This window comes from Paucisalibacillus algeriensis, assembly GCF_000577245.1.
Classification (GTDB): domain Bacteria; phylum Bacillota; class Bacilli; order Bacillales; family Amphibacillaceae; genus Ornithinibacillus.
Genome location: NZ_CBYO010000022.1, coordinates 289,779 through 304,130 on the forward strand (window position 1 = coordinate 289,779; position 14,352 = coordinate 304,130).

At 34.7% G+C, this 14,352-nt stretch carries 13 protein-coding genes; 5 read left to right on the forward strand and 8 right to left on the reverse strand.

The window, feature by feature from the left end:
• Positions 1-3: 3 nt before the first annotated feature.
• The gene (locus TY11_RS17540; protein WP_042149274.1) at positions 4-642 is read right to left on the reverse strand and encodes a class I SAM-dependent methyltransferase; all 639 of its coding nucleotides are present in this window, start codon (positions 640-642) and stop codon (positions 4-6) included.
• 182 nt (positions 643-824) lie between these two features.
• A complete protein-coding gene (locus TY11_RS17545) occupies positions 825-1,451 on the reverse strand; it encodes a YhcN/YlaJ family sporulation lipoprotein (RefSeq protein WP_042149277.1) in 627 nt (208 codons plus the stop codon).
• 168 nt (positions 1,452-1,619) lie between these two features.
• Here TY11_RS17545 and TY11_RS17550 point away from each other — a divergent pair, with 168 nt between their 5' ends.
• Positions 1,620-1,856, forward strand: coding sequence for a YhdB family protein (locus TY11_RS17550; protein WP_042149280.1), 237 nt, complete (start codon positions 1,620-1,622; stop codon positions 1,854-1,856).
• Positions 1,857-1,899: 43 nt separating this feature from the next.
• Here the strand turns inward: TY11_RS17550 and TY11_RS17555 are convergent, their stop codons facing one another.
• The 6 genes from TY11_RS17555 to TY11_RS17580 form a co-directional block, all read right to left on the reverse strand.
• Positions 1,900-3,087: an anti-sigma-I factor RsgI family protein gene (locus TY11_RS17555; RefSeq protein WP_042149282.1), complete on the reverse strand. Its 1,188-nt coding sequence runs from the start codon at positions 3,085-3,087 to the stop codon at positions 1,900-1,902.
• A complete protein-coding gene (sigI, locus tag TY11_RS17560) occupies positions 3,084-3,812 on the reverse strand; it encodes an RNA polymerase sigma-I factor (RefSeq protein WP_231495875.1) in 729 nt (242 codons plus the stop codon). The genes TY11_RS17555 and sigI overlap by 4 nt, the downstream gene beginning before the upstream one ends.
• A gap of 535 nt (positions 3,813-4,347) precedes the next feature.
• Entirely contained in the window at positions 4,348-5,172 is an 825-nt protein-coding gene (locus TY11_RS17565; RefSeq protein WP_042149285.1) for a S1C family serine protease, read from the reverse strand.
• Positions 5,173-5,198: 26 nt separating this feature from the next.
• The gene (locus TY11_RS17570) at positions 5,199-7,229 is read right to left on the reverse strand and encodes an ABC transporter ATP-binding protein (RefSeq protein WP_042149288.1); all 2,031 of its coding nucleotides are present in this window, start codon (positions 7,227-7,229) and stop codon (positions 5,199-5,201) included.
• A complete protein-coding gene (locus tag TY11_RS17575) occupies positions 7,229-8,980 on the reverse strand; it encodes an ABC transporter ATP-binding protein (RefSeq protein WP_042149291.1) in 1,752 nt (583 codons plus the stop codon). Before TY11_RS17575 ends, TY11_RS17570 begins: the two co-directional genes overlap by 1 nt.
• Before the next feature lie 561 nt (positions 8,981-9,541).
• Positions 9,542-9,769, reverse strand: a complete 228-nt coding sequence (locus TY11_RS17580; protein ID WP_042149294.1) for a hypothetical protein — start codon at positions 9,767-9,769, stop codon at positions 9,542-9,544.
• Positions 9,770-9,864: 95 nt separating this feature from the next.
• Between TY11_RS17580 and TY11_RS17585 the strand changes: the two genes are divergently transcribed.
• The 4 genes from TY11_RS17585 (at position 9,865) to TY11_RS17600 (ending at position 14,312) form a co-directional block, all read left to right on the forward strand.
• Positions 9,865-10,419: a beta-class carbonic anhydrase gene (locus TY11_RS17585; protein WP_042149296.1), complete on the forward strand. Its 555-nt coding sequence runs from the start codon at positions 9,865-9,867 to the stop codon at positions 10,417-10,419.
• Positions 10,420-10,526: 107 nt separating this feature from the next.
• Positions 10,527-12,053, forward strand: coding sequence for a spore germination protein (locus tag TY11_RS17590; protein WP_042149298.1), 1,527 nt, complete (start codon positions 10,527-10,529; stop codon positions 12,051-12,053).
• 7 nt (positions 12,054-12,060) lie between these two features.
• Positions 12,061-13,176 (forward strand): GerAB/ArcD/ProY family transporter, encoded by a 1,116-nt coding sequence (locus TY11_RS17595; protein WP_042149300.1) that lies wholly within the window; start codon positions 12,061-12,063, stop codon positions 13,174-13,176.
• A complete protein-coding gene (locus TY11_RS17600) occupies positions 13,173-14,312 on the forward strand; it encodes a Ger(x)C family spore germination protein (protein WP_042149302.1) in 1,140 nt (379 codons plus the stop codon). Before TY11_RS17595 ends, TY11_RS17600 begins: the two co-directional genes overlap by 4 nt.
• The last annotated feature ends 40 nt before the right edge of the window (positions 14,313-14,352 follow it).

Genomic DNA, 14,352 nt, shown 5'->3' on the forward strand with positions numbered 1-14,352 from the left:
TCCTTATTGGTATTTAGCTATGATTAACCAAACAAATTCATTCATTTGTTTGAAATTAATAGTGAAATTATTTTCTACAAATATTTTCTCAATTGTTTTGGTAAGTGGATAATATTCTCTTCTTAAGTCTTCTGCCAAATTAGTAAAACCAGCTTCAACCGCTTCATCAATTTTCCTTTGCAGCTCTTGAACGGACTCAAACATTGTATCGGCAAATACAACCCTATCACCTGTAGTTAAAAGCATTGAAAATTGGTTCACCGCCATTTCCTTTTCTTCATCTGTTAAATGATGAAACGCATAGGTGCTCACAATCGTATTGATTGGTAAATTTGGTTTTGGATAATGAAGAAAATCCCCGTCCAAAACAATAGACTCTGGAAGCTTTGCTTTGGTGATTTCTCTCATGGCACTAGATGGTTCAATTCCTATTACGCGATGTCCTTTGTCTAACAGTTTTTCTGTTAGATTTCCGGTTCCTACTCCAAATTCAAGAATATTACCAAAAGAATTATCCGATACTGCTTGTAATATGGTTTGGTAATCCCGAAAAACTTCTATATATTCAGGATCCCTTCCTGTTACAGTTTTATCATAATCTTCGGCCCATTCTTCAAAAATTTCAAGAAACTCACGCCCCATTATACTCATCCCCATATTAAATCAAATTCATAGTAAATCACTATGTTTAATAAGGATTATATGTAATAGACTAACATAAGTTGAATATTTTATAAATAGTCCAATTTTCCTTAGGAAGTTCCAATGATCAAAACAAAAAAATCGACAGGTGCCAGGCACCTGTCGAAATATAAAATGGCTAATTATTTATTTTGTGGAAAGATACGCTCAATCATATTTCCAAATTCTTCAAAGAAACCTTCCACTGGTTCACCATTATCGATATCATTTGAATAATTATTCGCTAAATCCATAAAATCTGGATTGGTTGAAACATAAACATTATCGATATCATGGTCAACAGATTTAACAATAGAAGCTATCTGTTCTTTAACTTCATCAGTCAGTTTATCGCCATTATTGTTGTTCCGTTCACCATTATCTGTATCTAACTCTGCAGCAACATAGGCATTATTGTCAGTAGTTATCACATACACATTATCAATTACATCAATCTTTTTCTCAATAAGATCAGCAGCTTCATTCGCAACATCAAATTGATCTGCATTCTGATCTGATTCCCCATTATTTGTTCTATTATTCGTATTATTTATATTTTGTGTATTTATATCTGTTCTTTCTGGTTCTTCCAAATCACGTTGAAGTGTGTAGTTTCGGTTATGATTAAGGCCATCAGGATGATTTTGATATCTTACTGGTTCAATATTTTGATTTGTAGTTCCTTCTTGTTGACCTTCTTCATTTTCAGCTCCACATCCAGAGACAACAATCAAAGCCGCTGCAGCAATACCCACTAATTGTTTTTTCATTGAATTAATCCCTCCCTTTTGTTTTTTAGTATGGTTCAGTTAGAACTGTTTATCCTAATTAAGGCTCGCCTTAAATTGGAAAGAACACCAATTTTCTTAAAGGAAAATATATATATAATACGGGGATGCTATAACTACCCTTGTAAGTATTTAAGGAGGGGAATTCAGATGGATATACCAGACTACGACAAGGCTTTGTATTACACATTATGGGGACAATGGGATGACTTACTCGTACTAATGGTCCGCACAAAGGATGACTTATTATCCAAGAGAATACAGAATTTCCTGCACGCTTACCATTATTCTTTAGACGATAAAAAGATTGTTGAATCTCATGAAGATCTTCTTTATTATATCGACCATGCAATGAAATACACTCCATCAGCTATAATGGAAGTATGATGAAAAGGGCTTAACTCAATTGAGTTAAGCCCTTATAAAATCGTTACTTATATAAAGGAAAGCTGTAAGAATAGCCATCATCTTTGTTATTTCCATTGCCGTTATTACCTCTATTTTCATGTCCTTTACCATTCTTATTCGTCCCATTATTCCCATTTCCATTATTACCTTTTCCATTACCTTTTTGCTTATCTTTATGATGGTTTTCCTTATGTTTAGCCTTATCTATATCTTTACTATTTCCATTACCATTGTTAGATTTACCCTTATTGTTATTATTGCCATTGTTGGATTTTTCTTGATGTTTATCTTTATGATGACCCTTCGCTTTGCCATTCTGTTGACCATTTTTATTTTCATTTGTATTTAAATCGCCATTCTTAGAATTTAATTCGCTTGGATGTATTTCGTCTTTAAAGGGTTTTCCTTTTTCGACATCCTTTTTTTCAGTTTTAATGGTTGGCATACTTTTTTCCCTGGAATCATCTGTTGTTATTTCCACTTCTGTTTTATCTTTATTAAAAAATGATTGCAATACTTCTTTATCTTTTTCTGTAATAGTTGCTTCTACTTGATTCGATTGTTCTGTAACAGTATTTGCCAATGTTTCATTCATCGATTTATTATTTTTTTCTGCTGCATCTCTTACTTCATCAGGAATTACGACTGTAACAACTTCCCAATCCGTTGTTTTGTTTTCAAAATGGTCTTCAATAGTCTTTATAATTGGATCCTTTCCCTCATCTTTCAGATAGTGGACCCCAATTAATACATTTTTGGCAGTATTCGTTAACCCCTTTTCTTCACTTGTGTTGATAATGATTTCTATTGCCTCCTCAATATTCTTGCCCACTAACTCACCTATTTGATCAAGTATCAATTCGGCATCATCATTAAAAGGAATAATGTCTGTTACTTCTAAATCATTATCAATTTCAAGCTCCATACTAGGATTAATATCAATATCCACATATGCATATGTCTCGCTACTATTTATTACCATATAGAAAGGTAGTAATGCGATCAGGAATATGCAGGCTAAAGCGGCAACACGCATCGTGAAAAACTTCTCTTTTAAATTTAAACGCCATTGATTTTGAAAGAGTGGCTCATAATCCACTTCAACACCAATATCAGCATCTTCGATTGGATGAGCTTTTTCAATTAAACCATCCCTGGTCATCACAATAGTAAATCTCCGATGTTGCTCCATTACAATTCCTTTTTTCACTGGCCCACCCCTTTCAAATAATCATTAAGAAATACATAATCTTCACCTAGAACAATAAATATTGCCAAAATGAATTTCCGATTACGTTCCAATGTTTTTTTACTGACATTTACTTTTTTCGCTAATTCCTTCATTGGGAGTTTTTTCTTTTGCTCCACAAAATCACGAAGTTTCGGATCCTCTCGAAGCACTCTGGCAATTTTCACAGCACTATCACGAGCATCCCGGTGTTTAGGTGCGACTTCGGAAAGCTCAAATAATGTCAATTTATAAGTAGCTAACTTATCTTTAAATTCAAGGATTTCCTGTCTACGGTACCAGGCTTCTTGTTCCTGCTGGTAGATATCCTTTACTGCCTCTATTTCTGTTGGATTCTCCATTTTTTCTACATCGTAGGATTCATCAAGTGAAATAGCTGTTGGATACTTATTCTGTGATCGAATATAGTCGATTACTTTACGTTTGATTACCAAATTAGCAAATGTTAAAAAGGAACTTCCACGGTCTTTTGAAAACAAGCGAATTGCTTCATTAAACGCGGATAATCCAATACTAAATTCATCATCTCGCTCCGGGTCTATATATCGCTTGCAGACTTCTGATACACATTTTGCTATAAATGGTTGGTAGTTTTTTAATAGGAAGTTTTGAGCAGTCTCATCACCCTTTTGGGCATTCATTATTAATTCGTCTAAAGGGATGTCTTTTAAAAGTTCACGACTCAAAGAAGACCACCCCTATCACTCATATATTTCGATTGTGTTACATTTTTTTTGGGTGTGTCGAATATTAATTTTATCAAATTATCGTGATTTATATATAAACAGGTCATGATAAACCCACCATTACTTTAAAATTTTCCATTTTCATGAATATGACTATATTAACGTACAAGTATTACAGGGAGTGTCACGAGTGGATTACATTTTGTTTAAAAATAGGTAACTACGTACAAAAACATACTCTCAGGCGTAACCCTTTGTCAGAATACTCTTCACTTTTACTCCCAAGCACAGGACAAATGATTTTGGTGGATCGGGTAACCGCAGTCCCAGTCACAAGGAACGCTAAGGAAGCGAAACACCCCAGGCAGAAAAAGCTCAATTCTTATTCAAGGAGTACTTGTATCCCAGCAAATCAGAGTAGATATATAGTTATTATTTAGTTATTCCCGCTAATGTAATCCCCTTAAAAATTATTATCATGAAAACTATTTAACCCTCTCCTATACTATCGGTAGGTTTTCCCTTTTAGAAAGTACTATTTCGTTTTATTATCATAGAAATAATCGATTGGGATGAAGAGGCCGACTTTTCCATAGGTGTCATGGTTTAAGGTGGCGAAAATTACTCCGATAACCTCACCTTCTTGATTAATAATAGGGCTTCCACTATTCCCTCTATATACCGGTGCATCAATCATAAGTACAAGCTCGTCCCAATTATTTAATTGTGTATAACCGATGATTGTTCCTTGGTTAACAATCCCGTTAAATGCAAGGGGGTTTCCGATAAACGATATTTGTTCATTTTCATCAAATATTGTTTGTTCAGCTAAGTTGAGGTAAGGTAATTCTACCGTACTATCAGCTTTTATTAAGGCTAAATCAACATCGGGGTACTCTTCTATTATTTCGGCACTAAAGAGTCCTTCCTCAGGGTAAGCTACGATTAGACTGTTGCCTTCATCAATAACATGATAGTTCGTTAAAATATAACCGTCACTAGATATGGCAAACCCAGTACCTTTACTTTCGCCAGTCTCAATGACAACAACTGCCTCTTTATAGGTTTGAATTTCTTCATTAGTAGATAATTTAGCTGAGGTAATTAAAAAATCAATAGCTGGAATGGAAAAAGTTGTTGGCAATATTGCTATTACGTTTAACATCATGGCAATAGCAATAAGCCAAAACACCCATTTTGGAAATGGACGCTTCGGCTTCTTATTGCTATATTCTATAGTAGCTTTTATGAGTGCATCTTTTCTTGCCTGTTCTACAATCTCATAAAGCTCTTCATCATCGAATTCTTCATATAAATCTTCATCAATAATGTCAGGTTTTTGCTTTTCATTTTTTTCCACTAGCTCACACCCCACATTGTACTAGACTAGATAGCTTTTTGGGAAATTCCTTGTTGCATTTTGTACATTTGATAATAAGTACCTTTTTCTGCAATTAATGCTTCATGGTTCCCTTCTTCTATAATATTACCATGTTCTAGTACAAAAATGGTATTAGCTTGTTGAATGGTAGAAAGTCTGTGAGCAATTACTAATGTAGTTCTACCTTGTTTTAATACATCTAATGCATGTTGAATGACCATCTCTGTCTCCGTGTCAATATTTGCCGTTGCCTCATCTAAAATTAGGATAGCTGGATCAAATGCTAAGGCACGAGCAAAGGAAATGAGTTGTCTCTCCCCTAATGAATAGGTACTACCTCCCTCTGTAACCCGTTCATCATATTTCTTCGGTAATTTCTCAATAAACCGATCAGCACCAACCGTTCTTAATGCTTCTATGGCTCTTTCTCGTGAAATCTTTGGATCATTCATCGTAACATTAGACAGGATAGTTCCTGAAAATAGAAATGGATCCTGTAATACAATTCCCATATGACTTCTTACTTGTTGTCTCGACCAGTTGCTAGTGTCATGACCATCGATTGTAATTTTACCTTTTTGAGGATCATAGAAGCGGAATAATAGGTTCATAATCGAGCTTTTTCCCGATCCTGTATGACCAACAAAGGCTACCGTTTCACCCGCATTAATCGATAAGGATAAGTCTTTTAGAACATAATCATCTTCCTCATAGGCAAAAGAAACACGATCAAACTTTATATTACCTTGATAACGTTCTATTTCCTTTTGGTTAACTTCTTCCCCATCTAAATCCAATAATTCGAAAACACGTCCCCCGGCAACTCTTGCTTGCTCTAATAGTGGTAACTGGTTTACGATGTCACTCACTGGTTCAAATAATCTTGTTAGTAAATCTACAATGGCATATAACATACCAATTGAAATGATACTCTCCAAATTTAAAGAAGCAGAACCAAAATACCATATAAAAGCTACAAAAGCGATATTACGAAATACCGTAACAAGATTATATTGTGTTAAGGCACTGAGCTTTAAAAGCTTCCGTTGAAACTTAAAATGCCTTGTATTTAATTCTTCAAATTCATCCTTTGTTTGCTTTTCTCTACGGAATGCTTGAATAATCGTCATTCCTTGAATCGCTTCGTTGATTTTACCGTTTATCTCACTAATCGTAGAGCGAATTACTTTATTGTATTTGGTCCCATAATATTTATATAGCTTCATCCAAACTATAATTAAAGGAACTAAGAGCAAGAACCATATAGCAAGCTTCGCATTTAAAATGAATAAGGCTACAAAAATACCCGCCATGTAAATGGCACTTGTGATAATGATACTTAGTACTCGTTCGTAAAGATCACGAATTGCCTCGGTGTCGTTCGTAACACGAGCAACAATTTTACCTGCAGGCTGATTAACATAGTAGTTAATCGGAATTCTTTGGGTATGTTCAAAAATATCATTCCGCATCTTTTTAACAATTTGATTAGATGCTTGTTGTAGAAGAAATGTTTTATAAAACTGGAAAATACCAGCGATTAATAATAACCCCACATATAATCCTAACAATAATAAAATTGGTCGTTGCTCTGGTTGGAAAAAGCTATAGATGTCATTAATAGAGATTTTTTGACCAGAGTAAGTCGTTTCTTCGGCCCCAGATCTTACATAAACCGTATTATCCTCAGCCTTCCGTTCCCCAAGTAATGGTACTTCTCCTTCTACAAGGTAGTAATCTCTACCAATTTGTAGCAACGTATTTGTACTTAAAACCTCATCACTTTCTTCCACACGGTCTGCTCGTTTATAATAACTTTCACTAAATTCGACCGTATTACGATCATCATGATCACGTAACTCATACCATGTACCTTCTACACCTACAACATGCTCATCAATAATCGTTTTCGCTATTAAAGGTCCTGCTAATTCTAAGGCTGTCGCAATCATGAGAAAGATAATACCGATAATAATTTTTTTCTTAAACTGTAAGGCATATTGAAATAATCTTTTTTCTGTCGTCTTCTTTTTCATTAGGAGATCGCCTCCTCATCATCCTCTAGCTGCTGTTGTTCATACTGTTCTTTGTACCATGCACCATTTTTCATCAGTTCTTCATGTGTGCCTTCTTCGACGATTTTTCCATCTTCTAGCACAATGATATGGTCAGCATGGGTTACGGCAGACAAACGGTGAGCAGCAATAAATGTTGTTTTATTTTTTCTTTCTTCTCGTAAATGCTCAATAATTTTTGATTCTGTTTTCCCGTCTACTGCAGATAAAGAATCATCTAAAATCAAGATTTCCGGGTCCTTAATAAAAGCCCTTGCCAATGCAACACGTTGTTTCTGTCCTCCAGATAGGGTTACACCACTTTCCCCTACTTTTGTATCTAGCCCCTTCGGTAATTGTTTAATATCCTCTAAGAAATGGGCAAGTTCCATGACACGATAAATCTCATCATCCGTTGCATCGCTTTTTCCAAATTGAATATTTTCCCTTACACTTTTAGAAAACATGACCTGGTCTTGTGGTACATAACCGATCCAGGAACGAATAGAATCTAGCTCCATTCTTTCTATATCAATATCAGAAATCTTAATTTTTCCGGATACACCAGGGTATTGGCGGAGCATCAGCTTGAATAGGGTTGTTTTACCAGAGCCAGTTTTACCAACAACCCCAATAGTCTGGCCCTTAGAAATAGCAAGATTGATCTTCTCCAGTTGATTAATCTTAGTACCAGGATAGGAGAAAGATACATCTTCAAATGCAATTGAGAATACGCTAGAAACCGAAATAGGGTTCTCCGGTTCTTTTACATCTGCTTCATATCCAATTGTTTCATTTACTCGATCTAGGGACGCGTTACCACGTTGCAATACGTTAATCAATTCCCCTACAGCAAACATTGGCCAAATTAACATTCCTAAGTAAACATTAAATGAAACAAGATCTCCTAACGAAATAACATTTTGAAAGACTAATATAGTTCCATACCCTAGACCAATTGTGTACGATAGGCCAACTAGTATTTTCATGGTTGGTTCAAACATCGCATCAATTTTTGCAACGGCTATATTCTTTTGATACACATCTTCTGTCATAACTTCGAAACGTTCTTTATCTTGCTTTTCTTGAACAAACGCACGAATAACCCGCACGCCCCGAATCGATTCCAAAACATCATTATTCATATTTCCAAATGCTGCTTGTGCCTCTGTAAACCGAGAATGAATAGCAGCACCATATTTATTCATAATAATAGCCATAATTGGAAGTGGAATTAATGCCGCAAGGGTTAACTTCCAACTAATTGTAAAACCCATTACCGCTATTAACATAAACATGAAAGTTGTTGAGTCCACTAAGGTTAATACACCAAAACCAGCTGTTTGTGCAATAGCCTTTAAATCATTCGTACTTCTTGCCATTAAGTCCCCAGTTTTGTATTTTCCATAAAATGTTGGTGTCATCCTAAGAAAATGATTAATTAACTTGGAACGAGTCCATCTTTCTAAAATTACTGCTCCACTGAAAAGTGTGTAATCCCAAATAAAGGAAATACTATAATGAACAATGATTAATACCAGATAACCAACAATAATAATCGTTAATATTTGGGAAGTTAATGTCTCGAACTGGATATGATCAATTGCATATCCAAGAAGTCTTGGCGGTATTAAACCAATTGCACTAGCCAGAATCAGTGTCATAATTGCAAACGTATACCGCTTCCAATAATGCTTAAAAAACCAATCTAACTTTTTAAAAACCGAAAACATACGAATCACCTTCTCTATCTCTTTGGTTGTTTTTTTTTTGCTATTTTCTAATAGAATGTTGTTTTTTACATAACTGATAGAAACAGTGCGGTAATCCTATAATCTTCGATTGAGCATCATACCCGCTTCGGAAACAGTTTCTATCAACCGTTAAATTAAAAGCAACAAACATTTCGAAAACAGCCTTTTATTTTGAAGAAATCAGTTTTGGTAAGACACGGACTCAATTATAAGTCAATCCAAAACACAAAAAATGCATGCGCCAATGACGCATGCATGTAAAATCAAGGAACCAAAAAATAATTATAAATCCCCCATATATTACAAAAAGGCCACAGCACATGGTGACCTTTAATAAACAATAAGACTTATGTACCTAACTAGAACACACTTCTCCGCTTATCAGAGGTCACATGAAATATAAAGTTGTATTCAAATCCTTTTACAATTACGTTTTCCATTTTCATGCCCTCCTTTACGTTTTTTTAATACCTCATAATTATAAATTGGTAAATTTAAGAAGTCAATACATTTATTAAAAATAAATAGTTTTCTAACATTTCATTGTTTCAAGGTGGTATTGGATAGTCGGAAGAACTCGATGATCCGCTCCACACAGTCTTGTGTTAAGCTTGTTCCCTGTGCTATTTCTTCTAACGGTGCATATGGATGTTTTTTTATATAAGCACTTACTCGCTCAAGTTCAAGTAAACAATTATTACACATGTAAAATGCACTGTAAGATTTTGTTTTTTTACATAATTTACAAATTTGCTCATGCTTACTCAACGCTTCCCCTCCTAGAATACTATTTTATTTTATATATTATTCGATAACTGCTATAGTTTTATATGGGGTAACTAATGTTTAAAGGAGTGGAAAATATGCATCTTGATGATATGCTAGACTATAATAAAAAGTTTGTTGAAGGAAAAGAATACGAAAAATACGCAACTAACAGTATTCCTAACAAAAAAATGGTAATTTTTACTTGTATGGAATCACGTTTGGTTGAATTATTACACAGGGCTTTAAACATTCAAAATGGCGATGTTAAGATGGTTAAAAACGCTGGAGCTATTATTCGTAAACCCTTTGATAGTATTATGAAAAGTATCTTGGTTGCTATTTACTCACTAAAAGCTGAAGAAGTAACCGTGATCGGGCATTATGATTGTGGAATGTCCAAAGTAGATACTAAAGCGTTAACCGAAACAATGATTGAAAAAGGAATCCCGAGAGAGACCATTCAAACACTGCAACATGGTGGTATTGACTTTGATGATGAATTTCATGGCTTTGAAACAGTAGAAGAATCCGTTATTCAAAGTGTAAATGTTATTCGTAATCATCCACTATTACCACCTTATGTAAAGGTGCATGGAATGGTAATTGATCCTGGAACAGGTAAAGTAGATGTTATTACAAGAGGGGAGTAATCCCCTCTTTTTTATTACTCTTTTTCCATTTATCCCCTAAAACACATATTTTTAACTATTCTCCATACACTAAGGGCTACTAGTTATTTACATACTTGGAGGTTCTTATGTGGGGTAAAAAGTCAAATAAAAATAAAGAATCTAAAGGAACGTCCATTTTCCCTATTAAAATAGATACACTGGAACAACTTTTATCGGATAAATTCGAAAACAATCCAGATCTTAAGTTTTCTAAATACATGGTATGTGAAAAGAAAGTTGCAGTATTTTTTATTGATTACCAAATTGAAATTCAAAGTTTCCAGCAATCCTTATTGACTCCGTTAGTAAATTTAGAAAAAAGCAATGAAAAATTATCTAATCAGCATCTATTAAATGAACTTCCCCTAAATTCAGGAACAACAGCGGACAGTATTGAGGTAATCCTAGAAGATATAATATTAGGTAAAGTATTTATTTATATTGAAGGGGAAAAAGCTGCCCTTGGTTATTTACTACCAATGAAAGAAAGTCGTTCACTAGAAACGGCAGAAACGGAATCTATTGTACTGGGCCCTAAGATCTCTTTTACGGAATCATTATCAAAAAATATGAACATTGTTCGATGGCTAATAAAATCAACCGATCTAGTGATGGAAGAGTATAAGATTGGAAAAGTTTCACCCAAGGATGTCCGACTTGTTTATATGAAGTCAATTGCCAACGAAGACGATGTACAAACAATGAGGCAACGTCTAAAGGAATTGGATGTTGATCAAATTGAAGATACTATCGTTTTAAAGCAATTCTTGGAGGACTCACAAACTAATGTTTTTCCGCAACTTGACATTACTGAGCGCCCTGATCGGTTTACTTATAATATTTTACAAGGAAAACTGGGTGTTCTAGTTGAGAACAGTCCTTCAGGATTTACAGCACCTGCTACCTTGTTTAGTTTTTTGGAATCCACCGAAGATTTATATATGCGATGGCAAGGTGGAACATTTTATAGAGTCTTGCGTTTTATGGCCATGTTCTTTTCAATCATTATTGCACCAACATATGTTGCAGCACTTACTTATCAATATGCCATTATACCTACCCAACTCTTAATTACAATCGGACAATCTAGAGCAGCGGTTCCATTCCCACCAATTTTTGAAGTATTATTATTAGAATTTATGTTGGAATTATTACGCGAGGCAGGAGCACGGTTACCAACAAAAGTTGGACAAACAATGGGTATAGTTGGTGGTATTGTAATTGGGCAAGCTGCAGTAGAAGCAGGACTAACAAGTAATATCCTTATTATCCTTGTTGCTATGAGTGCCCTAGCAAGCTTTGTAACACCGAGTTATTTATTCGGTACATCTATTCGACTTATCCGTTTTCCATTAATTATACTGGCAGGATTTTTTGGGTTAATTGGTATCATTTTTGGAATAACTTTTCTTATAATCCATGTAACCCGTTTAACATCACTCGGCAGACCTTATTTAGTGCCATTGTACCCTTTACAATTAAAAGATTTTAATAAAGTTTTTTTTCGAACACCATTTAATCTTACAAATAAACGTGCAAGATCATATCGTCCAAAGCTGCTTAAACGTTACCAAAAAGATGACGCAAGCAAGATACGTGATATTGATGAGTAGGTGAAGTATGGAGATTAATCTTTCAATTAAACCAGGTAACCGAATTCAGGCCTTTTACTTGTTCTTTATTATTACCGGCATACAACTTGGCGTTGGAATTATCGGTGCCCCTCGTTATATCTTCATGGAAGCAGAAAGGGATTCCTGGTTATCGATACTAATTGCTTTTGTATATTTATGCCTCTTGGCTATGTGCATGTTTTTCATACTAAAACAGTATGAGAACGCAGACTATTTTGGAATCCAGGTGGATATCTTTGGAAAGTGGTTAGGGAGAATTTTGGGTACTATACTAATCATTCATTTTGGAATGAGTTTTTTTTCGATTCTTTTAACCTATATAGAGGTCATACAGCTATTTATATATCACGCACTACCTAACTTGGTCATAACGATTTTAATAATGATTCTCGTACTTTATACCGTTTTTGGTGGAATTAGGGTAGTAGTTGGAATAACATTTTTGTTATTTCTATCAACCTTTTGGTTATTATTAGTACTCTATGACCCAATATTGAGAATGAATTGGTTTAATTTATTGCCTATATTTCAAACTTCTTTTCCCGATTTATTAAAAGGAGCACGAGCTACTTCCTATACATTAACTGGGGTTGAAATATTAATGGTGATTTACCCATTTATCCAAAATAAAGAAAAAGCAAAACTCCCTGTATTTCTAGGTCTTGCATATACAACCCTTATGTTACTAATTACCACCATTGTTTCGATTGGTTACTTTAGTGCGGAGGGATTAAGATCTATTGATTGGGCATTATTAATTCTGTATAAAAGCGCGTCCTTTACGTTCATAGAACGTCTCGACTATATAGTGGTAGTTGTTTGGTTAATGGTTATCTTACCTAATTTAGCATTATCATTATGGGCCATGTCTTTTGGTATAAAACGATTATACAAAGTACCCCAAAAAGTCACCTTATGGATTATTACTATATTGATCCTTATCATTGTTAACTTCTTTCAATATGATTATGAAGTTTCAAATATGACAAATTTAGTTGGAAGATATGGTTTTTGGATTACATATGTTTACCCATTTATTTTGCTCCCGATTGTGTTAGTAAAGAAAAACTGGAGGAAACGTAAGGGAAGTGATAGGTTATGAAGTTTTTTTACGTATCTATTTGGCTGTGTTTACTACTCTGTTTAAGTAGTTGCGTTCACTCACAACAACTGGAAAACCTTGGGGTTATTTTAAGCCGTGGTGTTGATAAAGTAGAAGATGATAACATTGAATTAACCATGGCTATATTACAATTTAAGAATGATTCTAGTAGTGCAACCAAAACAATATCAGGAACTGGGAAAACCGTTAAGGGTGCGGTTAAGGACGCCAATAAAAAAGCGAATCAAGAAATTGTCATCGGAAAAATAGATTTGGAAATATACGGAAGGGAAATTGCTGAAGCAGGATTAACCCCATACTTGGATACCCTTCTTCGTGATGCAAATGTTCCAAGCACCATGTTACTGGCAGTTAGTGAATCAAAAGCAAAAGATATTTTTAAGGTTAAAGAAGAGACTATCGATACAAATTTGGGTCAGTTTTTACATGGTCTTCTTGAACCTGGGGTAGAGGAGCGACTTTTTCCAGCGATACAAGCACCTAAATTTGCAAATGGCATTAATAATCCAGGACTTGAACCAGTCCTTCCAATCATGGGGATAAGGGAAGGAATTCCTACAATTACCGGTCTTGCTTTATTTAAAGGTGATAAGTTGGTTGGCCAACTATCTATAGAAGATGCACTACTGTATAAATTTATTGAAGGAACCGTAACCGGAGAGTTCATCGAAGTCACACTTCCCTTAGAGCCATTAGGCGAATATTTAACGGATAAAAAGGAACTAGAAAAAAAAGATAATATAAATACACTTTTTATAATCGAGAAAGGAAGCGGTGACACCGTACTTACCGACAAAAATAGTTTAAAATTTGATACCAATGTTGAATTAACTTTAACTTTACAAGAGATTGCAGTATCTTATCAATTTGATAATAAAAAAGCGATACAACAACTCGAACGCGAGGTGGAAAAAAATATAAAGGATAAATTTGAAAAAATTTTAGCCAAATTAAAGGATCTAAACACTGATGCCTTTGGATATGGGGTCTTATATCGAATCCAGAACAAAGGTGGTAAGCTAAAGGACGAGGAGTGGGACGAGCTTTTTCCAAAGATTGATGTTAATTTTAATGTAAACGTTAAAATAATACGACATGGGACAACTCATAGATAAGAGGATGTCTTATGGGTGACATACCCATGAGACATCCTCT